At 75.3% G+C, this 22,240-nt stretch carries 15 protein-coding genes, 1 tRNA gene and 4 pseudogenes; 11 read left to right on the top strand and 9 right to left on the bottom strand.

The features are described from left to right. Positions 1-7: 7 nt before the first annotated feature. Positions 8-1,111: a GGDEF domain-containing protein gene (locus AC1VL8_RS04090; protein WP_483074246.1), complete on the top strand. Its 1,104-nt coding sequence runs from the start codon at positions 8-10 to the stop codon at positions 1,109-1,111. Positions 1,112-1,371: 260 nt separating this feature from the next. Here the strand turns inward: AC1VL8_RS04090 and AC1VL8_RS04085 are convergent. The 4 genes and pseudogenes from AC1VL8_RS04085 to AC1VL8_RS04070 all read right to left on the bottom strand — a co-directional run. After that, positions 1,372-1,445: transfer RNA gene (locus AC1VL8_RS04085), tRNA-Pro, on the bottom strand. A gap of 65 nt (positions 1,446-1,510) precedes the next feature. Further along, on the bottom strand, positions 1,511-2,485 hold the full coding sequence (locus tag AC1VL8_RS04080; RefSeq protein ID WP_483074245.1) for a metallophosphoesterase: 975 nt from the start codon (positions 2,483-2,485) through the stop codon (positions 1,511-1,513). Further along, the gene (locus AC1VL8_RS04075; RefSeq protein WP_483074244.1) at positions 2,482-4,137 is read right to left on the bottom strand and encodes a penicillin-binding protein; all 1,656 of its coding nucleotides are present in this window, start codon (positions 4,135-4,137) and stop codon (positions 2,482-2,484) included. Before AC1VL8_RS04075 ends, AC1VL8_RS04080 begins: the two co-directional genes overlap by 4 nt. A gap of 115 nt (positions 4,138-4,252) precedes the next feature. Next, positions 4,253-4,675, bottom strand: a pseudogene (locus AC1VL8_RS04070) (transglycosylase domain-containing protein); the annotation flags it as partial. A 490-nt stretch (positions 4,676-5,165) separates the two neighbouring features. Here AC1VL8_RS04070 and AC1VL8_RS04065 point away from each other — a divergent pair. Genes AC1VL8_RS04065 through AC1VL8_RS04055 form a run of 3 tightly spaced genes read left to right on the top strand, consistent with a single transcriptional unit; the run spans position 5,166 to position 6,141 of the window. Continuing rightward, on the top strand, positions 5,166-5,477 hold the full coding sequence (locus AC1VL8_RS04065) for a WhiB family transcriptional regulator (protein ID WP_483076184.1): 312 nt from the start codon (positions 5,166-5,168) through the stop codon (positions 5,475-5,477). A 23-nt stretch (positions 5,478-5,500) separates the two neighbouring features. After that, positions 5,501-5,662 carry a Sp36 family protein gene (gene sp36 / locus AC1VL8_RS04060; protein ID WP_146837291.1) on the top strand — a complete coding sequence of 54 codons (162 nt, stop codon included), beginning with the start codon at positions 5,501-5,503 and terminating at the stop codon, positions 5,660-5,662. After that, entirely contained in the window at positions 5,659-6,141 is a 483-nt protein-coding gene (locus tag AC1VL8_RS04055; RefSeq protein WP_389235752.1) for a RidA family protein, read from the top strand. Before sp36 ends, AC1VL8_RS04055 begins: the two co-directional genes overlap by 4 nt. Positions 6,142-6,213: 72 nt before the next feature. Here the strand turns inward: AC1VL8_RS04055 and AC1VL8_RS04050 are convergent, their stop codons facing one another. Together AC1VL8_RS04050 and AC1VL8_RS04045 are read right to left on the bottom strand one after the other, a co-directional pair. Beyond that, positions 6,214-6,891 (bottom strand): Crp/Fnr family transcriptional regulator, encoded by a 678-nt coding sequence (locus AC1VL8_RS04050; protein ID WP_483074243.1) that lies wholly within the window; start codon positions 6,889-6,891, stop codon positions 6,214-6,216. 51 nt (positions 6,892-6,942) lie between these two features. Continuing rightward, positions 6,943-7,371, bottom strand: coding sequence for a hypothetical protein (locus AC1VL8_RS04045; protein ID WP_483074242.1), 429 nt, complete (start codon positions 7,369-7,371; stop codon positions 6,943-6,945). A gap of 159 nt (positions 7,372-7,530) precedes the next feature. Between AC1VL8_RS04045 and nth the strand changes: the two genes are divergently transcribed. The 6 genes and pseudogenes from nth to AC1VL8_RS04015 all read left to right on the top strand — a co-directional run bounded on the left by nth (position 7,531) and on the right by AC1VL8_RS04015 (position 13,675). After that, complete coding sequence (gene nth, locus AC1VL8_RS04040) at positions 7,531-8,238, top strand: endonuclease III (protein ID WP_483074241.1); 708 nt, start codon at positions 7,531-7,533, stop codon at positions 8,236-8,238. Then, positions 8,219-8,795, top strand: a pseudogene (gene dcd, locus AC1VL8_RS04035) (dCTP deaminase). The gene nth and the pseudogene dcd overlap by 20 nt, the downstream one beginning before the upstream one ends. A 13-nt stretch (positions 8,796-8,808) precedes the next feature. Continuing rightward, positions 8,809-9,906, top strand: coding sequence for a hypothetical protein (locus AC1VL8_RS04030; protein ID WP_483074240.1), 1,098 nt, complete (start codon positions 8,809-8,811; stop codon positions 9,904-9,906). Positions 9,907-10,028: 122 nt separating this feature from the next. Continuing rightward, positions 10,029-10,922 (top strand): annotated as a pseudogene (locus tag AC1VL8_RS04025) (SDR family oxidoreductase). 119 nt (positions 10,923-11,041) lie between these two features. Then, entirely contained in the window at positions 11,042-12,814 is a 1,773-nt protein-coding gene (locus AC1VL8_RS04020) for a glycoside hydrolase family 15 protein (RefSeq protein ID WP_483076183.1), read from the top strand. 60 nt (positions 12,815-12,874) lie between these two features. Next, positions 12,875-13,675 (top strand): SDR family NAD(P)-dependent oxidoreductase, encoded by an 801-nt coding sequence (locus tag AC1VL8_RS04015; RefSeq protein ID WP_483074239.1) that lies wholly within the window; start codon positions 12,875-12,877, stop codon positions 13,673-13,675. Positions 13,676-14,423: 748 nt separating this feature from the next. Here AC1VL8_RS04015 and AC1VL8_RS04010 read toward each other — a convergent pair. Beyond that, positions 14,424-17,135: pseudogene (locus AC1VL8_RS04010) on the bottom strand (cation-translocating P-type ATPase); the annotation flags it as partial. Between the two features lie 406 nt (positions 17,136-17,541). After that, the gene (locus AC1VL8_RS04005; protein ID WP_389235731.1) at positions 17,542-18,054 is read right to left on the bottom strand and encodes a TetR family transcriptional regulator; all 513 of its coding nucleotides are present in this window, start codon (positions 18,052-18,054) and stop codon (positions 17,542-17,544) included. 74 nt (positions 18,055-18,128) lie between these two features. On the opposite strand from AC1VL8_RS04005, the gene AC1VL8_RS04000 reads away from it, so the two are divergent. Further along, positions 18,129-19,715, top strand: coding sequence for an MFS transporter (locus AC1VL8_RS04000; protein WP_483074238.1), 1,587 nt, complete (start codon positions 18,129-18,131; stop codon positions 19,713-19,715). Between the two features lie 83 nt (positions 19,716-19,798). Here the strand turns inward: AC1VL8_RS04000 and AC1VL8_RS03995 are convergent, their stop codons facing one another. After that, positions 19,799-22,021, bottom strand: a complete 2,223-nt coding sequence (locus tag AC1VL8_RS03995) for a (Fe-S)-binding protein (RefSeq protein ID WP_483074237.1) — start codon at positions 22,019-22,021, stop codon at positions 19,799-19,801. Between the last annotated feature and the right edge of the window lie 219 nt (positions 22,022-22,240).

Below are 22,240 nucleotides of genomic sequence, written 5' to 3'. Positions count from 1 at the left end.
TCGGCCGATGACAACGGGTATGGACGCCGCCCGGGACGACGCACCCCGCGCCGGCGACCGTGCGCCCGACGGGCCGCCGGTCGTCGTGCGGCTCGCCGCGCGCGTCCCGGCGTGGGCACGGGTCGGCGGGGAGGCGGCGACGGCGGGCCGGCTGCTGCTGGTGTTCAGCGGGGCGGTCCTGGTCGTCGGCGCGGTCGCCCTCGGCGTCGACGCCCACGAGGCGCGCGTGCTGCTCGGCACCGTGGGCGCGCTCGCGGCCGCGGTCGTCCTCAGCCTCCGCCGGCGCGGCCCCCGGTTACCCCGGGCGACCGTCGCGTACCCCGTCGGCGTGCTCGTGCTGCTCGGCGTGCTGGCGCTCACCACGACCGGCACCGCCACCGCGTTCCTCGGCCTGATCCCGCTGTGCTTCGTCTACCTCGGGCTGTTCCACCACGGCCGCACCGCGCTGGCCGTGCTCCCGGTCGCGTGGGCCGCCTACCTCGCGATCCTGCCGGTGTTCGACGCCGCCTCGTGGATCCGGCTGGGCGTGTACGGCGTCACCTGGTGGGCGATCGCGCAGACGCTCGCCGTGACCACCGCCTACCAGCGGTCCCTGCGCCGCCGGCTCTACGCCGACTCCCGCACCGACCAGCTCACCTCGCTGGCGAACCGCCGCGACCTGGACGAGCGGCTCGCCGAGGCCGTCCCGGGCGACACCGTCGTGATCGCCGACCTCGACCACTTCAAGCGCGTCAACGACACCCTCGGCCACGCCGCCGGCGACCTCGTCCTCGAGCGGTTCGGCCACGCGATCGGCCAGCACCTGCGCCGCCGCGACTACGCCGCCCGCTACGGCGGCGAGGAGTTCGTGCTGATCCTGCCGCGCACCGAGCCCGTCCAGGCGGTGAACGTGCTGCGGGCGCTGCGCACCGAGTGGGCCGAGGAGGGGCACGGGGTCACGTTCTCCGCCGGGATCGCGCTCATCACCGAGGGCACGCCGCCCGGCAGCGCCCTGGCCGCCGCCGACGTCGCGCTGTACCGGGCGAAGAACGCGGGTCGTGACCGGTTCCGGATCGCCGCCGAGCGGATCGTCCCCCGCCCCCGCGCGCAGGCCCCCGCCGCGGGGCCGTGACCCCCACCCGACCCCACCCCGCCCCGACGCCCCCGCCCCTGACCCCCACCCGCACCTGCGCCCCCGCCCCCCACCCGCACCTGCGCCCGACGAGAGGTCACGACACGCGGGTCGCCGGCTGCGTCGGCCAGCGTGTCGTGACCTCTCGTCCGGCGGGGGGAGTGCGCGCGGGGGGGTGTGCGGGTGGGGGTGGGTGCCGGGCCCGGACGACGCAAGGCCCGGACCGTGGCGGTCCGGGCCTTGCGTCTGTGTCTCACCGGTCGGGGTGGCGGGATTCGAACCCACGACCTCCTCGTCCCGAACGAGGCGCGCTACCAAGCTGCGCCACACCCCGGTGAAGCCTGCCCAGCATAGCCGACGTCGGACGGTGGTCGTGAATCGGGCGTCCGCCGCGTGGCCTCAGCCCGCGACCAGCGTCAGCAGCGTCGCCTCCGGCCGGCACGCGAACCGCACGGGCGCGTACGGCGACGTCCCGAGCCCGCCGCACACGTGCAGCCAGGTGGAGTCCGCGCCGCCGCGGGCGTCCGGGCGGGGGCCCGGCCAGCCGTGCAGGCCCTTCGCCCGTCCCCGGTCGAGGTCGCAGTTCGTCACCAGCGCGCCGAAGCCGGGCACCGCGAGCTGGCCGCCGTGGGTGTGGCCGGCGAGCAGCAGGTCGACGTCGTCGGCGTGCATGGCGTCCAGCACCCGGCGGTAGGGCGCGTGCGTCACGCCGAGGTGCAGGTCGACGTCGCCGGCCGCGCTGCGCAGCACCCCGGCGTCGTCGCGGACCGGCGCGGGGCGGGCGTCGTCGGGGCCGCCGGCGGCGGGGAACCGGTCGCGGTCCAGGTGGGCGTCGTCGGTGCCCACCAGCGAGATCCGCCGGCCGGCGGTCTCGACGACCCCGCGGCGGTTGGTGAGGTCCACCCAGCCGGCCTCGGTGAACCGGGCGCCCAGCTCGCGCCACGGGAGCGCGGCGGGCGGGGCGGCGGGCGTCGTGCGGGCGTCGGGCAGCAGGTAGCGCGCGGGGTTCTTCGGCGACGGGGCCACGAAGTCGTTCGACCCCCACACGAACGCCCCGGGCCGGGCGAGGTGCGGCTCGAGCGCGCGCAGCAGGGCCGGCATCGCGTCGACGTGCGCCCAGTTGTCGCCGGTGTCCACGACCAGGTCGGGCTCCAGCGACGCGAGGTCGCGCACCCAGTCGACCTTGCGCCGCTGACCGGGTGTGAGGTGGAGGTCGGACACGTGCAGGACGCGTAGGGGGTCCTGGCCGGGCGGCAGCACCGGCACGGTCACCTCGCGCAGCGTGTACCAGCCGGCCTCGACGAGGCCCCACGCGACGGCGCCCGCACCGGCCAGCGCCGCGGCGCCGAGCGCGCGGGCGACCGGGTGCGTCACGGGCCGTTCCCGCCGCCGTTGCCCCTGCCGTTGTCACCGGGCTGCCCCGCCCCCGGCTGACCGGCACCGGGCTGGCCGGCCCCCGACCCGTCGGAGACGGTCAGCGTGATCGGCGTCCCGGCGGGAGCGCTGCCCGACGGGCTCTGGCTGACCACGGACCCGGCGGTCTGCGGGGAGGGGGTCGTCCCGCCGACGGTCGCGGGGAAGCCCGCGGCCTGCAGCGTGTTGATGGCCGCGGCCTGGTCCTGGCCGACCACCGAGGGCACCGGGATCGCGCGACCGACGCGGATCTCGCTGCTCGGCTCGGTGAAGCCGGGGTTCGGCTGACCGTCCGCGAGGATCTGGTCCATCGTGCGCTTCCACGTCTCGCCGGCGATCGTCGCGCCGAACACGCGGGTCCGGTAGATGCCGTTGATCGGCATCCGCTGCATCGGCTTGAAGGCGTCCGCGAACCCGACCCACGTCGCGCCGACCAGGCGGGGCGTGTACCCGACGAACCAGGTCTGCTCGTTCTCGCTGGTCGTGCCGGTCTTGCCCGAGGCCGTGTAGCCGGACGGGGCGCCGACGCTCCGGGCCGTGCCGTTCCACACGTTGCTCAGCGCGTAGTTCATGCCGGCGGCGACGTTCGGGTCGATCGCCTGGCGGCAGCCCGCGTCGGGGATCGGGAGGTCGGTGCCGTCCGCGTTCTTGACGTTGGTGATCGCGGTCGGCTTGCAGTAGATGCCGCCCGACGCGAACGTCGCGTACGCACCGGCGAGGCTCAGCGGGGTGGTGGAGTCGGAGCCGAGGACGCTGGACGGGTAGGCGTTGAACGGCTTGCCCTCCGAGCTCGCGCCCGACTGCGTGACGCCGAGGTCGGCGGCGCCGTTCATGATGTTGCACAGGTCGAGCTGCATCGCCATCGTCAGGTACGCGAGGTTCACGGAGTTCCTCGTCGCGTCCATGATCGTCATGGTCCCCGCGCCGCCCTCGGAGTTGCCGGGGGTCCAGCTCTTGCCGCCCAGCCGGGAGCCGCACGCGGTGAACTGGTTCTCGTTCAGCGGCCGGACGGAGCCGTTGACCCGCTCGTTCAGGCTGTGGCCCTGCTTCAGCCACTCGAGCAGCGTGAACGGCTTGAACGTCGACCCGGGCGCGAACCCGCCGGAACCGCCGTACGAGTACGAGGTGTTGTAGTTGACCGCCAGGTTGCGGCCGGTCGCCTCGGCGGTGTTGTCGTAGACGCGGTTCTGCGCCATCGCCTTGATGAACCCGGTGCCCGGCTCGACCACCGACATCGCGGAACCGACGCCCGACGGGTCGTCGACCGGGACGCCGGCCTTGACCTCCGCGTCGGCGATCGCCTGCTGGCGCGGGTCGAGCGTCGTGGTGATGGTGAGGCCGCCGCGGTACAGGGTCTCCTCGCGCGCCTCGGGCGTCTCGCCGAACGCGGGGTCGTTGCGGATCACGCGCGTCACGTAGTCGCAGAAGTAGCCGGAGCCCGCGACGACGTCGCCCGCCGCCATGCAGCCGCTGCGCGCCTCGCTGACGACGAGCGTCGCGATCAGCGGGGTCGCGAGTCCCGCGTCGAGCTCCTCCTGCGTGATGTAGCCCTCGCGCAGCATGAGCCGGAGCACGGTGTCGCGCCGGGTCTGCGACGCCTCGGGGTTCTTCACCGGGTCGAGCGCGGTCGGGCTCTGCGTGACGCCGGCGATGGTCGCGGCCTCGAGGTAGCTGCAGCTCCGCCGCGGACTTGCTGAAGTAGCGCCGGGCCGCCGACTCCACGCCGTAGGTCGCGACGCCGAACTGCGCGATGTTGAGGTAGTTCTCGAGGATCTGGTCCTTCGTGAGCTCCTTCTCGAGCGCGATGGCCAGCTTCGCCTCGCGGAGCTTGCGGGCGTAGCCCTCGGGGCCCTCGGCCTCGCGGGCCGCCTCGACGGCGGCGAGGTCGTCGTTGCGCACCGCGGTCTCGATGAGGACGTTCTTCACGTACTGCTGCGTCAGCGTCGAGGCCCCCTCCTGGGAGCTGTTCAGCGAGTTCTTCACCAGCGCGCGCATCATGCCGGCGGGGTCGATGCCGCCGTGCTGGAAGAACCGGCGGTCCTCGGTCGCGATCACGGCGTTCTGCATCGGCAGCGACACCTGCTCGAGCGACACGACGACGCGGTTCTCCGCGAAGAACTCCGCGAGCACCGTGCCGTCGGCCGCGAGCATCACGGACTTCTCCGACAGCGGCTTGCGCTCGAGCTCGGACGGGAGGTCCTCGAACGCCTCGGCGCTCAGCTCGGTGGCGGTGTTCGCGACGGCGACGGTCGGGAGGATCAGCCCGGCGGTGAGCAGACCGCCGACGCCGGCGGTCAGCACGAAGGCGAGCAGCAGGGCCAGCGCCTGCACGACGGTGACCTGCCGCCCGCGCGGCGTGGGGGAGGGAGCCATGCCCGCCAGGGTACGGGAGGCCGCTGTCCGCGTGGGGGGCGTCGACCGGGGCCCCGGGGGACCTGCACGGTACCTGCACAGGGCACCCGGCGTGCGGTTTCGAGGAGATCCGTGCCCGAGGCAACCCGAACGGAGGATGACTCGGGAAAGCGCCACCCGGTACGGTCGGGCCAGCAGGGGGACTGCCGACCGGGCTCCGCCGCACCCAGGTGCGCGTCGTCGGGCCGGTGACGTCCCGTACTCAGGGGGCGAGGGACGAGGCATGGCGATGACGGGGCCCGACGGGCACTGGACGGCACAGGCGGCGTGCGGGGCGGGCAAGGTCTCGCCCGACACGCTGTTCGTGGAGGGCGCGGCGCAGCGGGACGCACGATCGGTGTGCCAGTCGTGCCGGGTGCGGCTGGAGTGCCTGGCCGACGCGCTGGACTCGCGCACGGACTTCGGCGTGTGGGGCGGCATGACCGAGCGGGAGCGCCGGGCGCTGCGCCGGCGCCGGCCCGAGGTCGAGTCCTGGCGCGACGAGCTGGTCGGCGCGCAGGCCGAGGAGGCCGCGCAGCCCGCGGAGGCGATGGCCACGTGACGCCGCCCCGCTAGGGTGGCGGCATGGCCACCACCACGTGGGAGTACGCGACCGTCCCCCTCATCGTCCACGCCACCAAGGCGATCCTCGACCAGTGGGGTCAGGACGGCTGGGAGCTCGTCCAGGTGCTGCAGTCCGAGACCGGGCTCGTGGCGTACCTCAAGCGCCCGACGGGCGAGAAGTGACGGGCCGCGTCCTCGACCGCCTGGCCGAGCTGGGGATCGAGCTCCCGCAGGTCGCGGCGCCGGTCGCCGCCTACGTGCCCGCGGTCCGCACCGGTGACTACGTCCACACGTCCGGCCAGCTGCCGTTCGTCGGGGGCGAGCTCCCCGCGCGCGGCAAGGTCGGCACCGGCCCCGGGCAGGTCTCGCCCGAGACGGCGCAGGACCTCGCCCGCACGGCCGCGCTGAACGCGGTCGCCGCGGTCGCGTCCCTGGTCGGTGACCTGGACCGCGTGGTCCGGGTGGTCAAGGTGGTGGGGTTCGTGTCGAGCGACCCCGCGTTCACCGGCCAGCCCGGCGTCATCAACGGCGCGAGCACGCTGCTGCACGAGGTGTTCGGCGAGGCGGGCGTGCACGCGCGGTCCGCGGTCGGCGTCGCGGTGCTGCCGCTGGACTCGCCGGTCGAGGTCGAGATCGTCGTGGAGCTGGCCCCGGAGGCCTGACCCCCACCCGGACGCCACGACGGCCCGCACCCTGCGAGGGTGCGGGCCGTCGTGGCGTGCGGAGACGGACGCTCAGCGCGCGCGGCGCTCCAGCCGCTCGAGGTCGAGCAGCACGATCGCCCGACCCTCGCGGCGGACCCACCCACGGGCGGCGAAGTCGGCGAGGGCCTTGTTCACGGTCTCGCGGCTCGCGCCGACGAGCTGCGCCAGCTCCTCCTGCGTGAGGTCGTGGGCGACGCGGACGCCCTCGTCGGTCTGCTGGCCGAACCGGTGCGACAGGTCCAGCAGGGCCTTGGCGACACGGCCGGGGACGTCCGAGAACACCAGGTCGGCGAGCGCGTCGTTGGTGCGGCGCAGCCGGCGGCCGAGCGCGCCGAGCAGGTGCTTCGCGACGGTCGGGTTCTGCTCGAGCCACGGGATGAGGTCGCCGTGGCCGAGCTCCAGCACGACCGCGTCGGCCAGGCCGGTCGCGGTGGCGGTGCGGGGACCCGGGTCGAACAGGGACAGCTCGCCAAACATCTCGCCCGGGCCGAGCACCGCGAGGAGGTTCTCGCGGCCGTCCGTCGAGCGGCGGCCGAGCTTGATCTTGCCCGAGCGGATCACGTACAGGCGGTCGCCCGGCTCTCCCTCGTGGAACAGCACCTCGCCGCGGGCGACGTGCAGGGGCGCCATCGAGGCGAGCAGGGTGCGCGACGCCTCGGGGTCCATGTTCGCGAACAGGGGCGCCGAGAGCACGACGTCGTCCTCCACTGGGAGAACCTCACCTTCTGACCGGGATGTGACGGTTCTCAGTCTGCCTCATCAGGCGCGTGCGGGACCGCGGAGCGCGTCGACACCGCCCTCGGCGACGTCGTGCGCGAGCTGGTCGATGTACTGGTCCGTGAGGTCGCGCAGCGCGTCCTCGAGGCGCATCTCGTACCGGGCGAGCCGCGTGTCCAGGTCACGCAGCCGCGGCAGCTCGTGCACCTCCGCGATGGGCAGGGCGCCGCGGACGGCGGCGGCGAGCTCGGCGGCGGCCGGCACGTCGGCGGCGGCGGCGGGACCGAGGGCGGCGCGCACGTCCGGGCAGGCGCCCGGGGTCTGCGGCGGGGCGGCCGCGGCGACGGCGAGCTCCAGGCGGTCGCGCACCAGCCGGCGCCACCGCACCACGTGCTGGTGCTCGAGCCGCAGGGCACCACGTCGTCGGCGCAGGTCCACCAGCTGCTCGGCAGCCGTTCCGGCCAGGGTCATGCGGTTCCGCCGTCCTTCTCGTCGCACCCGCGGGGGCAGGCGCTCACCAGATGACGTGTCGACGCCCGGCGGCGCGGACTTGAGCACTTGGTCATGTGATCCACTCCCCCGGAGGAATGCGTTCCCCGGGGGAGCGCGCGGCCGCCCTACGCTGGTCCGGTGCCCGCCTCCCCGACGCCCGCCGAGCGGCCCGACGTCGCGCTCGTCCGGCGCGCGCGCCGCGTGAACCGGGCGCTGGCCGCGCGGTGGCCGGACGCGCGCTGCGAGCTCGACTTCCGCACCCCGCTGGAGCTGCTGGTCGCGACCGTGCTGTCCGCGCAGACCACCGACGTCCGGGTCAACCAGGTGACGCCCGCGCTGTTCGCGCGGTACCCCGACGCCGCCGCGTTCGCGGGCGCGGACCCGGCCGAGCTCGAGGCCCTGATCCGACCGACCGGGTTCTTCCGCGCGAAGGCCCGGTCGCTCCAGGGCCTGGGCCGGGCGCTGCTGGAGCGGTTCGACGGCGAGGTGCCCGCCCGGCTCGAGGACCTGGTGACCCTCCCGGGCGTCGGGCGCAAGACCGCGAACGTCGTGCTCGGCGACGCGTTCGGGATCCCCGGCATCACGGTCGACACGCACGTGGGTCGCCTCGCGCGGCGGCTCGGCTGGACCACCCAGGACGACCCGGTCAAGGTCGAGCGGGACGTCGCCGCCCTGATCCCGCGGGCCGAGTGGACGCTGCTCAGCCACCGCCTGATCTTCCACGGCCGACGCACCTGCCACGCCCGCACGCCGGACTGCGCGAGCTGCCCGATCACGCGGGACTGCCCGTCGGCGCTCGTCCGGGCGGAGGCACTACCGTTGCCCCGTGCTGCTCTCCGACCGTGACATCTCCGCCGAGCTCGACTCCGGCCGGGTGGCCCTCGACCCGTACGACCCGGCGATGCTCCAGCCGTCCAGCATCGACGTGCGGCTCGACCGGTTCTTCCGGCTGTTCGACAACCACAAGTACCCGGTCATCGACCCGGCGCAGGACCAGCCGGACCTGACCCGGCTCGTCGAGGTCGAACCCGACGAGCCGTTCGTGCTGCACCCGGGGGAGTTCGTGCTCGGGTCGACGTTCGAGCAGGTCACGCTGCCCGACGACATCGCGGCGCGCCTCGAGGGCAAGTCCTCGCTCGGTCGGCTCGGCCTGCTCACGCACTCGACCGCGGGGTTCATCGACCCCGGGTTCTCCGGGCACGTGACGCTGGAGCTTCTCCAACGTGGCCACGCTGCCGATCACGCTGTGGCCCGGCATGAAGATCGGCCAGATGTGCTTCTTCCGGCTGTCGTCCCCGGCGCTGCAGCCCTACGGGTCCGGTGCCAGCGGGTCCCGCTACCAGGGCCAGCGCGGACCGACGGCCTCGCGCTCCTGGCAGAACTTCCACCGCACCCAGGTCTGACGGGCCGGCGATGGTGAGCCTGCTGCCCCCGCTGCCGGACGTCCCCGCCGCGGCCGGCCCGACCCCGCCGCCCGGACGGCACCTGCTGGTGCTCCCGGAGGGCGTGGCCGCGGACGAGGTCGAGGTGCTCGCCGTCAGCCGGTTCCCGCACGCCCGCTGGGAGCGACCGCCGCGGGTGCCGTCGGGCCGTCGGGCCTCGGGTGCCGCGCGCGGCGCCGCACCGGGCGCGACCGCGGGGGTGCTGCGGCTCGGCCGGCTGTCCACGCTCACCGGGCCGTTCGCCCTCGAACCCGGTCAGGTCGCGCGCTGGGGCCTGCCGACGGGAAGCCGCGTCGCCTGGGTGGTCGACTGCCCGCGCGAGCGCGTCGAGGCGCCCGCGTACGGCGGCGACCGCGACGGCCTGCGCCGGGCGTTCGGCACCGCCGGCCCGGTCCGCGAGGAGCTGCGGGTCGTGCAGTGGCTGGTCGCCGCCGCGCGCCGGCTCGGCGGCGCGCTGCGAACCGAGACGGGTGTCGTGCTGGAGCCCGAGATGGACGCGGCGCTCGACCTCGTGGTGCTGACCGACCGGTGGGCCGAGCCCGCGGTCGTGCTCGACGCCGCGCGCCGGGTCGTCGCCCGTGCCCGGATCGACGGACCCGGCGCGGACCCGGGTCGACCGCGCGCCACCCCCGCGGAGGCGGGTGCGGCGCTCGCGCAGCGCGAGCAGGCGGGTGCGGGCGTGGCCGACCCCGCGGAGCGCCGCCGGCTGCACGCCGAGGCCGACGCGTTCGACCAGCACATGCGCGAGAACCCGCCGCCGTCCGAGGCGTTCGGCGTGCAGGTGGACCTCGGGGTCGACGGGATCGTCGTGGTCGAGGTCGCCGTCGAGCACGAGGTCCCGTCGGTGCTGGGCGGGCTCGACTGGGCGCGTGGCGAGGTCGTCGCCTACCAGGTCCGGTGGGAGGCGCCCGACGTGGAGGAGCTCGAGTCCGAGCGCCCGTCGCTGACCCACCGCGTCGCGCGCGGCCGGGCCGCCCGCGCGGTGCGGGGCATCGCGCGGGAGCTGCACGGCGAGGTCGGCGGCGAGATCGCCGACATGGGCGGGTTCCTGGTCGACCCCGCCGACCTCTGAGGGACGCCGGCCGCCCCCGGTTGCGGCCCCCGGGAGCCCGTCCGACGATGACGGGACACGACGCCCGCTGTCGCACGACGGCGGGCGTCGGCGTTCCCCGAACCGGATGTGAGGCATCACCCGTGGCCGACCAGTACACCTTCCAGGACCCGATCGCCCAGTACCCGACGCCCGAGCCGCCGGAGCAGAGCCAGGACGGCCCCGGCCTCGACGCGGACCTGGAGCCGCTCGCGGACCACGGCCAGGACACCTACCGCGGCACCGGCCGGCTGACGGGTCGCAAGGCGATCATCACCGGCGGCGACTCCGGCATCGGCCGCGCCGTGGCGATCGCGTTCGCGCGGGAGGGCGCCGACCTGGTGCTCAGCACCTGCCCGAGGAGCAGGAGGACGCGGAGGTCGTGGCGCAGCTGGTCCGCGACGCCGGCCGGACGGTGGTGCTGGCACCGGGTGACGTCGCCGACGAGGCCTACTCGCGCTCGCTGGTGCGGACCGCGCTGGACGAGCTCGGCGGTCTCGACACGCTCGCGGTCGTCGCCGGGCGGCAGCAGTTCGTCGAGGACATCGCCGACCTGACGTCGGAGTCGTTCGACCAGACGTTCCGGACCAACGTGCACGCCCTGTTCTGGCTGGTGCAGGAGGCCGTCCCGCACCTGCCGAAGGGGTCCAGCATCATCACCACCTCGTCGATCCAGGCGTACCAGCCCGCGCCGATCCTGGTGGACTACGCGACCACGAAGGCCGCGATCAACACGATCTCCAAGGCGCTCGCGCAGCAAGCTCGCCCCGAAGGGGATCCGCGTGAACGTCGTGGCGCCGGGGCCGATCTGGACGCCGCTGCAGACGGCCGGCGGGCAGCCGCCCTCGGCGCTCCCGGACTTCGGCACGCAGACCCCGTTCGGCAGGGCCGGTCAGCCCGCCGAGCTGGCGCCGGCGTACGTGTACCTCGCGTCCCAGGAGTCGAGCTACGTGAGCGGCGAGACGCTCAACGTCAACGGGGGGATGCCGACCCCGTGACCGAGCAGCCCGGTCTGGAGAACCTGGACGGGGACGCCGGCACGCGGACGCAGGGGTCGGGGCACGCCGCGGCGGAGGAGCCGCGTGACCCGACCCCGCGCACCGACGGGTACGCCGACCTGCGGGCGTACGCGGTGCTCGGTGACGGCCGGACCGTCGCGCTGGTCGCGGACGACGGCCGGGTGGACTGGTTCCCCGTCCCCGACCTCGACACCCCGCCGGTGTTCGCGGCACTGCTCGACGCCGACGCCGGCGGACGGGTGGAGCTCGCGCCGACCGTCCCGTTCCGGCTGCGGCGGCAGTACGTCGTCGGCACGAACGTGCTGGAGACGACCTACGTGACCGCGGGCGGGTCGGTGCGCGTGACCGACGCGATGAACACCGGCGTCGCCGGCCGGCTGCCGTGGAGCGAGCTCGCGCGGCGGGTCGAGGGGCTGAGCGGGTCGGTGCCGATGGCCTGGCGGGTCGCGCCCGGCACGGTGCTGGGCACCGCGTCGCCGTGGGTGCAGCGCACCGTGCGCGGCCCGGTGCTGCGCGACGACGGCGTGACCCTGACCGTCCGCACGCTCGGCGAGATGACGTCCGTCGTCGACGACCAGGCCTGCACCGGTGCGTTCGAGGCCACCGCGGGCTCGCGGCACCTCGTCGCCGTGGTCGGTACCGAGCGCGAGCCCGTGGTGCTGCCCGACCCGGAGGACGTCGACCGCGGCATCGACCGGACCATCGAGAACTGGCGGGCGTGGACCCGCGAGTTCCACTACGACGGGCCGTGGGGCAAGGCGGTGCAGCGCAGCGCGCTCGCCCTGAAGCTCCTGCTGCACGAGCCGACCGGGGCGATCGCCGCCGCCGGGACCACGTCGCTGCCCGAGAGCCGCGCGGGCGGCAAGAACTGGGACTACCGCTACGCCTGGGTGCGCGACGCCGCGTACACGCTGGACGCGTGGATCGGCTTCGGCCTGCGCGAGGAGGTGCACACGGCGATGTCCTGGACGCTGCGCACCCTGCGCGAGCACGGCGTGCGGGTGTTCTTCACCCTGGACGGCGGGCTGCCGGGCGGAGACGACCGCGCGCACGTGCCGGGCTGGCGCGGCATCGGGCCCGTCGTCACCGGCAACCGCGCGGACGGCCAGCTCCAGCTCGGCGTGTACGGCGACCTGCTGGCCGTCGTCCGGGGGTACGTCGACGCCGGCAACCTGCTCGACGCCGACACCGGTCGGCTGCTCGCCGCGGTCGCCGACGAGGCCGCGGACGCCTGGCACCGGCCCGACGCCGGCATGTGGAAGCTGACCGAGGAGCGCCACTACACCTCGTCGAAGCTCGGGTGCTGGCAGGCGCTGCGCTGCGCGGTGCACCTGGCCGAGCGCGGGCAGATCCCCGGCGACCCCGACCGGTGGCGCGCGGAGGCCGAGCGGATCCGCGCGTGGGTCGACGAGCACGGCTGGTCCGAGGAGCGCGGCGCCTACGTCATGCACCCCGGGAGCGACGCCCTGGACGCGTCGGTGCTGCTGCACGCCCGCAGCGGGTTCGACACCGGCGAGCGGATGAGCCGCACCGTCGACGCCCTGCGCGCCGAGCTCGGCGACGGACCGCTGCTGCACCGGTACTCCGGGATGCCGGCCGAGGAGGGCTCGTTCGTCGCGTGCGCGTTCTGGGGCGTCTCGGCGCTGGCCCTGGTGGGCCGGACCGAGGAGGCGCAGGCGTGGATGACGGACCTGCTGGCGCTCGCGAACGACGTGGGGGTCTGGCCCGAGATGATCGAGGCCGGCACCGGGGCGTTCCTCGGCAACCTCCCGCAGGCCCTCAGCCACCTCGCGCTGGTGCAGGCGGCGCTGACCCTCGCGCCGGCGCTGCGCGGCGGGCCCGCGCCCGGCGCCACCGACCCGACGGGCTGACCCGCCCGCCACCCCCGGCGCCCGTCGACCGACGCCGCGCCCCCGACCGAGGAGGACCTCATGGACCTGGGCATCACCGACCGCGTCGCGCTCGTCACCGGCGGCGACTCCGGCATCGGCCTCACGACCGCCCGGCTGCTGCTGGCGGAGGGCGCGCGCGTCGTGCTGACCGACCAGGACGCCGACGCGCTGCACGCGGCGGTCGCGGACCTCGGGGCGGCGCCCGACCGGCTGCTGCCCGTGGTCGCCGACCTGACGTCGCCCGGCGACGTCGCCGCGCTGGTCGAGCGGGCGGGGGCAGCGTTCGGCGCGCCCGAGATCCTCGTGCACGCCGCCGGCGTCACCGGGGCGCAGGGCCTGTTCCACGAGATCGACGACGAGGGCTGGGCGCGGACCATCGAGGTGGACCTGCTCGCCGCGGTGCGGGTGGTCCGGGCGGTGCTCGGGCCGATGCGCGCCGCCGGGCGTGGACGGATCGTGCTGCTCGCCTCCGAGGACGGCGTGCAGCCCTACGTGGACGAGCTGCCCTACTGCGCCGCCAAGGCCGGGGTGCTGTCCCTGGTCAAGGGCCTGTCGAAGGGCTACGGCCCCGAGGGCGTGCTGGTGAACGCGGTGTCCCCGGCGTTCATCGCGACGCCGATGACCGACGCGATGATGGACAAGCGCGCCGACGAGCGGGGCACCGACCGCGACGAGGCGATCCGGTCGTTCCTCGACGAGGAGCGGCCGCTGATGGCCCTGAAGCGCCGCGGGCAGGCCGACGAGGTCGCCGCGGTGATCGGGTTCCTGGTGTCCGAGCGGGCGAGCTTCGTCAACGGGTCGAACTACCGGGTCGACGCGGGCTCGGTCGCGACGATCTGAGCCGCGCCGGCGCGCGGTGCCCGGTGCCCACCGCGCGGCGCCCGCCGCGCGACGCCGAGTCAGGACCTACGCGCCGAGTCAGGACCTCCGCGGGTCCTTCCTCGACGCGGGGGTCCTGACTCGGCGTGGCTTCCTGGGTGCGGCGCCCCGGGGGACGTCAGGCGTCCGGGACGCCGCGGTCGACGGGCTCCGTCGGCGGTGCCGGCTCGGCGCGGCGGGCGCGGCGGCGCGGGGGCGGGGCCGGGGTGGAGTCGGTGACCGGCGCCATGACGACCGTGGGGTGGTCGTCGGCGGCCGCGGCGGGCGAGCCCGCGAGGTGGTCGACCGGGGCGTCGACGACCGTGACCGCGTCCGTCGCGTCCGTCGCGTCCGCCCCGACCGCCGGGTCCGCGACGTCCGGAGCCGGAGCCGTCGGGGTCGGCGCGGACGGCCCCGCGGCAACGGCCTCGCCGCCGGCCGGGTCCGCCGCGGTCGCCGCCTCGGGCAGCGCGGGCGGGTCGAGCTGGATCGCGGTGGTCGTGGCCGCGGCGACCGGCGCACCGGCCGCCCGCCCGGTGGTCCGCCGGGCCGAGCCGCGCGGGGGCACGATCTGCGCGACCGCCCGGCCGTCCTGGGTCAGCGTGACCGTGCGCCCGGTGGCCGCCACGGTGACGAGCTCGGGCAGCCGCGCGGCGGCCTCGGCCAGGTCGACGGCGTCGGGGGTGGGGGCGACACCGGTCCGCGGGGCGGTGCCGCGCGCGTCGACGGCCCGGGTGACCGCCTTCAGGGCCTCGACCAGCAGGAACACCAGCAGCGCGAAGCCGAGCGTGAGGCCCCAGGCGCGGATGCCGATGGGTGCGGAGTCGAACCAGGAGTTCATGAACGGCACGTAGGTGAAGACCAGCTGCAGCACGAGCAGCGCGCCCGCGGCCAGCCAGACCACCCGGTTCCCGCGCAGCACCTGGAGGGTCACGCTGGACGCCCCGAGGAACCGGCAGTTGAACAGGTAGGCGAGCTGGCCGAGCGCGAGCATCGTGACGGCGGTGGTCTGGGCGACGTCGGTGGCGGTGCCCCGGGCCTGCTCGATCGCGAAGACCGCGAGGGTCGCGCCGCCGATCAGCAGGGACACGACGACCACGTGCAGCAGGGACCGTCGGGAGATCACGGACCCGGTGGCGGTGCGCGGCGGCCGGCTCATCAGCCCCGGCTCGCCCGGCTCGTACGCGAGGGCCAGCGACAGGGTCACGGCCGTCACCAGGTTGACCCAGAGGATCTGCACCGGGGCGAGCGGCAGCGTCAGCCCGAGCAGCACGGCCACGAGGATCACGAGCGACTGCGCACCGTTCGTCGGCAGCAGGAACACCACCGACTTCGCGATGTTGTCGTAGATCCGCCGCCCCTCCTCGACCGCGCGCTCGATGGTGGCGAAGTTGTCGTCCGCGAGGACGATCTCGGCGGCCTCCTTGGTGGCCTCGGTGCCCTTGATGCCCATCGCGATGCCGACGTCGGCCCGGGTGAGCGCGGGGGCGTCGTTCACGCCGTCGCCGGTCATGGCGACGACCTCGCCGTGCGACTGCAGCGCCCGGACGATCCGGATCTTGTGCTCGGGGCTGGTGCGCGCGTAGACGTCGACCTCGCGGACCCGGGTGCGCAGCTGCTCCTGGGTCATCGCCTCGAGGTCGGCCCCGGTGAGCGACGGGACCCGGCCCTCGGGGGCGGCGATGCCGAGCTCGCGGGCGATGGCCGTGGCGGTGCCGACGTGGTCGCCGGTGATCATCTTGACCCGGATGCCCGCCCGGTGGCAGTCGGCGATGGCCTGGACGGCCTCGGGTCGCGGGGGGTCGACGATCCCGAAGACGCCGAGGAACGTCAGCCCGCCCCCGAGGTCGTCGGCGTCGAGCGTGGCGGTGCCGTCGGCGACGGGCCGCTCCGCGGCGGCGAGGGTCCGCAGCCCCTGGCCGCCGAGCTCGTCGACGACGGCGTCCCAGCGGGCCTGGTCCAGCGGCTCGAGGGTGCCGTCGGCGGCGCGCTGGTGGGTGCAGCGGTCGAGCAGCCGGTCGGGGGCGCCGACGGCGCGCACCCGGGTCCCGGCGCCGGGGACGCGGTCGAGGGTGGCCATGAACTTGGTGGCCGACTCGAACGGCAGCGACGCGAGCCGCTCGACCCCGGTCAGGTCGGCGCCGGACTTCTGCACGACCGTGGTGATGGCGCCCTCGGTGGGCTGGCCGACGACGCGCCAGCTGCCGCCGTCCTGGACCACCCGCGCGTCGTTGCAGGCGCCGGCGGCGACGAGCAGCGCCCGCAGGTCGGGGTGCGCGTCCAGCGGGGCGTGGGCGCCGTCGCGGGTGATCCGCCCCTCGGGCGCGTAGCCGAGGCCCTCGACGGCGTACGTGCCGGCTGCGGTGACGACCGTGCGGGTGGTCATCTCGTTCTTGGTGAGGGTGCCGGTCTTGTCCGAGCAGATGGTGGTCACCGAGCCCAGGGCCTCGACGGCCGTGAGCTTGCGGGTGATCGCGTTGCGGCGCGCCATCTGCTGGACGCCGAGCGCCAGGGTGACGGTGACCAGCGCGGGCAGGCCCTCGGGGACGGCGGCGACCGCGAACCCGATCGCGGCGGACACCAGGTCCGGCAGGTCCCAGTCGTGGATGACGCGGCCGATGACGAGCATGACGGCGGCCATGCCGAGGATGCCGAGCGACAGCGTCTTGCCGAACCGCGCGAGCTGGCGGGACAGCGGGGTGTCGAGGTGGTCGACCTCGGAGATGAGCGCCTGGATGCGGCCGATCTCGGTGCCGCTGCCCGTGCTGGTGACGACCCCGACGCCGGTGCCCGCGGCCACGATCGTGCTGGAGAACAGCATCGACGCGCGGTCGCCCACGCCCGCGTCGGCGCCGACGGCCTCGACGTGCTTGGTCGCGGCGACCGACTCGCCGGTGAGCGCGGCCTCCTCCACCTGGAGGTTCGTCGCCTCGATCAGGCGCAGGTCTGCGGGCACGCGGTCGCCCGAGCGGACGCGCACGACGTCCCCGGGCACCAGCGTCTCCGCGTCGACGACCTGCCACTCGCCGTCGCGGCGGGTCTGGGCGTCGAGCGAGAGCATCGTGCGGATGCCGTCGAGCGCGCGCTCGGCCTGCCCCTCCTGGAGGAAGCCGACGCCCGCGTTGATGACGGCGACCGCGAGGATGACGCTGAAGTCGATCCAGTCGCCGAGGATCGCCTTGAGCACCGCCGACGCCAGCAGGATGTAGATGAGGATGTCGTCGAAGTGCCCGAGCAGCCGGCGCAGGGCGCTGGGCCGGGGCGGTGTCGGCAGCCGGTTCGGCCCGTGCTCGGCGAGGCGGCGCGCGGCCTCGCCCGCGGGGAGCCCGTCCGGGTCGGAGCGGAGGCCGGCCAGCACCTCCGTCGGGTCCTGCGCGTAGGGGCGCGGCTGGTCCGTGACCTCGGTGGAGGGCGAGGACGGCGTGCGGGTCGGGGTCGACATGTCACCACCTGACTGATCGGCTGCCCGCCATCGTGGCACGGGGGTGCCCGCGCGGACGAGCCCGTCCGCGCAAGGGCCGTCCGGGTGACCCCCCGGGTGAGGTTTTACGTGGAGTTCACCCGCCGAGGGTGCGCGAGCGGCGTCCGCCCCGCAGGATGGCACAGTCCGAACGGATCGAGGGGGGCGTCATGGAGATGGCATCGAACGACCAGCAGACGGCGGAGTCGCAGTACGAGGACGCCGGCTGGACGAGCGTGAGCAACCCCCGGCGCGTGCGCATCTGACGCGTCGGACCAGACCCGCCCGGTGACCTCCGCACCGGGCGGACACATCCTCCCCGACGGCCCCGCGGCCTGCGCTGCGGGGCCGTCGGCGTGCCCGGGGTGGACGGGCCCGGGCCGGGGCCTCAGCCCCGCAGCCGCCCCAGCACGGTCAGTGCGTCGTCGAGCGCACCGGGGTCGCGGACGCCGGTGACCGCGTTGTAGTACATGCCGTCGCCGAGCAGCTGGACCACGTGCGCGACGGCGGGGTCCGCCAGCTCGGCGAGCAGGGCGTCGTACCAGTGGGTGCGCAGGTCCTCGAGCACGGCGGTGGCGTCGCCGTCGGACTCCTCGGCGAGCCGCACCGCGGCGATCAGGGCCCGGTCGAGCGGCCCGCCCGACTGCATCGACTCGCGCAGGTAGTACTCGGCGGCGCCCTCGGGTGCCGCGCGCATCGCGGCGACGTCGGCGGTGCCGAGCTCCGCGAGCCGGTCCCGCTGGCCCTGGACCAGGGCCGCCTTGCTGGGGAAGTGGTAGAGCAGGCCGCCCTTGGACACCTCGGCGGCGGCGGCCACGGCGTCGAGCGTCGCCGCCCGCGGGCCGTGCGCGATGAGCAGGCCCTCGAAGGCGTCGAGCAGCCGGTCTCGGGTCTCGGACATGGGAATGACCGTAGCGGTCCGCGGGTTCACCTTCCGTGTGAACCGTCCAGACGGTACAGTCGCTGTGCTTCCCGATGATTGAGGTCCCCGCCATGTCCAGCCCCGCCGCGCCCGCGACGGTCCCCGCCCCCGCGACGCGCACCCCCGCGCCGACCACGCTGACGCACCGCGGCCGCCCCGTGCGGCCCTGGGCCGTGCTCGTCGTGCTGATGCTCCCCGTGCTGCTGATCTCGGTGGACAACACGGTGCTGAGCTTCGCGCTGCCGTCGATCACGGCGGCGCTCGGCGCGTCGGGGTCGGAGCTGCTGTGGATCGTGGACGCCTACCCGCTGGTGCTGGCCGGGCTGCTGGTGCCGATGGGCAGCCTCGGCGACCGGGTCGGGCGCAAGCGGCTGCTGATGATCGGCGCGACCGGGTTCGCCGTCGTGTCGCTGCTCGCCGCCTGGTCCACCAGCCCGGCGATGCTGATCGCCGCCCGCGCGGCCCTCGGCCTGTTCGGCGCGACGCTGATGCCCTCGACCCTGTCGCTGATCCGGAACGTGTTCCTCGACCGCGCGCAGCGCCGCCTCGCCATCGCGATCTGGGCGTCCGGGTTCGCCGGCGGCGCGGCTCTCGGCCCGGTCGTCGGCGGCGCGCTGCTCACCCACTTCTGGTGGGGCTCGGTGTTCCTGCTCAACGTGCCCGTGCTGCTGGTGCTGCTGCCGCTCGCCGCGGCCCTGGTGCCGGAGTCGAAGGACCCCGCGCCCGGCCCGCTCGACCCGTGGAGCAGCGTCCTCGCGCTCGCCACGATGCTGCCGCTGGTCTACGCGATCATCGCGACCGGCGAGCACGGCCTGACGGCCACCACCGTCGGCAGCGCGCTCGTGGGCCTGGTCGCGGGGTGGGCGTTCGTCCGCCGCCAGCGTCGGCTGCCCGTGCCGATGCTCGACGTCCGGCTGTTCGCGAACCCCGTGTTCTCCGGGGCGGTGTCGGCCAACCTGCTGTCGGTGCTCGGGTTCTCGGGGCTGCTGGTGATCGTGTCGCAGCTGCTCCAGCTCGCCGCCGGGCTGTCCCCGATGGCCGCGGGCGTGGTGCTGCTGCCCGGGCTCGTCGGGTCGGTCGCGGCCGGGCTGCTCGCGGTCCGCCTGGTCCGGCACGTCCGGCCCGGGACGCTCATCGGGTCGAGCTTCCTGCTCGCGGCGGTCGGCTACGGCGTGCTGACGCTGGTGGGCGACGTGCCGACCCCCACCTCGGTCGCGGTGGCGTTCCTCGTGATGGGCGTCGGCGTCGGGCTGGCGGAGACGCTGACCAACGACCAGATCACCACCGCCGTCCCGCCGGAGAAGGCCGGCGCGGCGTCGGCGATCTCGGAGACGGCCTACGAGCTCGGCACCACCCTCGGCGTCGCCGTGCTCGGCTCGGTGCTGAACGCGACCTACCGCGCGCGGCTGACGGTCCCGGAGACGCTGACCGGCGACCAGGCGCACGCCGCCGCGGAGACGCTCGGTGGCGCCACCCGCGTGGCCGGCGACCTGGGCCCGGCGGTCGCGGACTCCCTGCTGGAGTCGGCCCGCCTGGCCTTCGACGCCGGCGCCCAGCACGCGTCGGCCGTCGGCGCGGTCGTGGCGGTCCTGGCGGCGGCGGTCTCGTTCGCCACCCTCCGCCGCGCCACCGCCCTCTGACGGGCTCGAGGTCGAGGGTTTCGTCGCGGACCGGGGGCTGAAACCCTCGACCTCGCGCGAAACCCTCGACCTCGACCGGCGGGTCAGGGGATGCGGGCGAGGAGGAGCTGGGCGATGTCGGTGACCTCGGGGACGCCGACCGTGGCGCGGTCGACGTCCGGCTGCGTGGCCGCCGCGACGCCGTCCGTGAGCATCACCGTGCAGTAGGGGCACGCGGTCGCGACGACGTCGGCGCCGGTGCCGACGGCCTCCTCGGCGCGGGCGGTGCCGATGCGGGTGCCGATCGACTCCTCGACCCACATCCGCGCGCCGCCGGCGCCGCAGCAGAACGAGCGCTCGCGGTTGCGGGGCATCTCGACGACCTCGACGCCGGGGATCGCGGCGAGCAGCTCACGCGGGGGCTCGTAGACCTGGTTGTGCCGGCCGAGGTAGCAGGGGTCGTGGTAGGTCACGCGCTGCGGGGCGGCGTCCGGGGCCGCGACCGGGCGCAGCCGGCCCTCGCCGACCAGCCGGTCCAGCAGCTCGGTGTGGTGCACGACGTCGTACCGGCCGCCGAGCTGCGGGTACTCCCGGGACAGCGTGTTGAAGCAGTGCGCGCAGGTGACGACGACGGCCCGGGCCTCCGCGGCGGCGAGGGTCTCCACGTTCGCGGACGCGAGCATCTGGTAGAGCACCTCGTTGCCGGCGCGGCGGGCCGGGTCGCCGGTGCAGCCCTCGCCGTCGCCGAGCACCGCGAACGTGACGCCGGCGGTGTGCAGCAGCTCCGCGACCGCGCGGGTGGTGCGACGGGCCTTCTCCTCGTAGGCGCCCGCGCAGCCGACCCAGAACAGGTAGTCGACCTCGGCGGCGGTCGCGACGTCGGCGCCGACCACCGGCACGTCGAACGGCAGGTCCTTCGCCCAGTCGAGGCGCTGCCGGGCGGGCAGGCCCCAGGGGTTGCCGCGCCGCTCGAGCTTGGTGAACGTGCCGCCCAGCTCGGCGGGGAACGCCGACTCCATCAGGGTCTGGTAGCGCCGGATGTCCACGATGGTGTCGACGTGCTCGATGTCGACCGGGCACTGCTCGACGCACGCGCCGCAGGTGGTGCAGGCCCACAGGGCGTCGGCGTCGATGATCCCGGACGCCACCAGGTCGACGTCGACGTGCCCGGGCTCGACCTCGTCGCCGGCGCGCGCGGCCCGCAGGTACGGGGCGGTCGCGGCCGCGTGGTCCCGCAGCGCCAGGGTCAGCAGCTTCGGGGACAGCGGCTTGCCGGTCGCCCACGCCGGGCACTGGTCCTGGCAGCGCCCGCACTCGGTGCAGGTGGTGACGTCGAGCAGGCCCTTCCAGGTGAGGTCCTCCACGGCGCGCACCCCGAGGCGGGCGTCGTCGGGCAGGTCCTCCAGGGCGGCGACGTCGAGGTCGCGGTCGCCGACCCGCAGCGGCTGCAGCGGGCCGAGCGCGACCGCGCCGGACGGGGAGCGCTGCGCGTACACGTTGAGCACCGCGAGGAACCGGTGCCAGGCGACGCCCATCGTCGGCTGCAGGCCGACCACGACGAACCACGACGCGGACACCAGGATCTTCACCGTCGCGCACAGCACGACGGCGGCCTCGACGGCGGCGGTCGACGCCCCCGACCACAGCCCGCCGATCCACGCGGTGGTGGGGAAGTGCCACGCGGACGCCGGCGCCGACCCGTCCCGCACCGCGAGCTCGTGCTCCAGCCCGCGCAGCAGCAGCACCGCGAGCACGACGAGCAGCACCGTCGCCTCGACGACGACGGCCTGCGCGGTGCTCGACCCGAAGAACCGCGACCGGCGGACCGGCACGGTCGGGGCGGGCCCGCTGCCGTCGCCGACACCGGCCCCGGCGGCGGCGACCGCCCGTGCGGACGTCCGCGGCAGCCCGCGCGGCGTCGCCCGGACCCGCACGGCGATCAGCGCGAGGATGCCGACCAGCGACAGCCAGGCGATCCCCTCGGTCAGCAGCTCCCACGGCGGCAGGTGCCCGAGCAGCGGCAGCGCGGCCCGCGGGTCGACGACCTGCGCGTACCCGGTGACCAGCGTGAAGAACAGGATCGGGAACGACACCATGACGACCCAGTGCGCGGCCCGGACGACGGGCGTGTGCCGGAACCGGCCGTGCCCGACCATCTCCCGCAGCACCAGCAGGGTGCGTCGGCCGACGGGTCGCAGGCGCCCCGGCGCCGGCCGGCCCGACCGGACCGTCCGCGTGATCCGGGTCGCGCCGTGGGCGAACACCCCGACGCCGACGACGGTCGCGACGAGCACCACGACGAGGCAGGTCAGCCGGAGCGTATCCACGCCGTCACGGTAGCCGCCGCCACCCCGCGGGCCCTCCGCCGGAGGTCCCGCCAGTGGCGAGGACCACCTGTCCGCGCCGAGTGCGTGTGGGCATCGCTTGATAGAGTGCTGGCAATCCCTCGACCCTCGGTCGGCCCCGTCGGTGAGCCCTGCTCCCACGGCGTCGGCGGCGGCGACGGGTCCCGACCTGCTGACAACACCACACCCCGCCGGCCGCCG

Source organism: Cellulomonas sp. KU4C (assembly GCF_056868065.1).
This window is presented reverse-complemented; position numbering and strand designations above follow the sequence as displayed.

What these genes read in the sequence shown, in the direction of transcription:
- AC1VL8_RS04090 (WP_483074246.1), top strand. Translation starts at nt 8, where the DNA reads ATGACAACGGGTATGGACGCCGCCCGGGACGACGCACCCCGCGCCGGC.
- AC1VL8_RS04065 (WP_483076184.1), top strand. Translation starts at nt 5,166, where the DNA reads ATGACGGGGCCCGACGGGCACTGGACGGCACAGGCGGCGTGCGGGGCG.
- sp36 (WP_146837291.1), top strand. Translation starts at nt 5,501, where the DNA reads ATGGCCACCACCACGTGGGAGTACGCGACCGTCCCCCTCATCGTCCAC.
- AC1VL8_RS04045 (WP_483074242.1), bottom strand. Translation starts at nt 7,371, where the DNA reads ATGACCCTGGCCGGAACGGCTGCCGAGCAGCTGGTGGACCTGCGCCGA.
- AC1VL8_RS04015 (WP_483074239.1), top strand. Translation starts at nt 12,875, where the DNA reads ATGGACCTGGGCATCACCGACCGCGTCGCGCTCGTCACCGGCGGCGAC.
- AC1VL8_RS04005 (WP_389235731.1), bottom strand. Translation starts at nt 18,054, where the DNA reads ATGTCCGAGACCCGAGACCGGCTGCTCGACGCCTTCGAGGGCCTGCTC.
- AC1VL8_RS04000 (WP_483074238.1), top strand. Translation starts at nt 18,129, where the DNA reads ATGATTGAGGTCCCCGCCATGTCCAGCCCCGCCGCGCCCGCGACGGTC.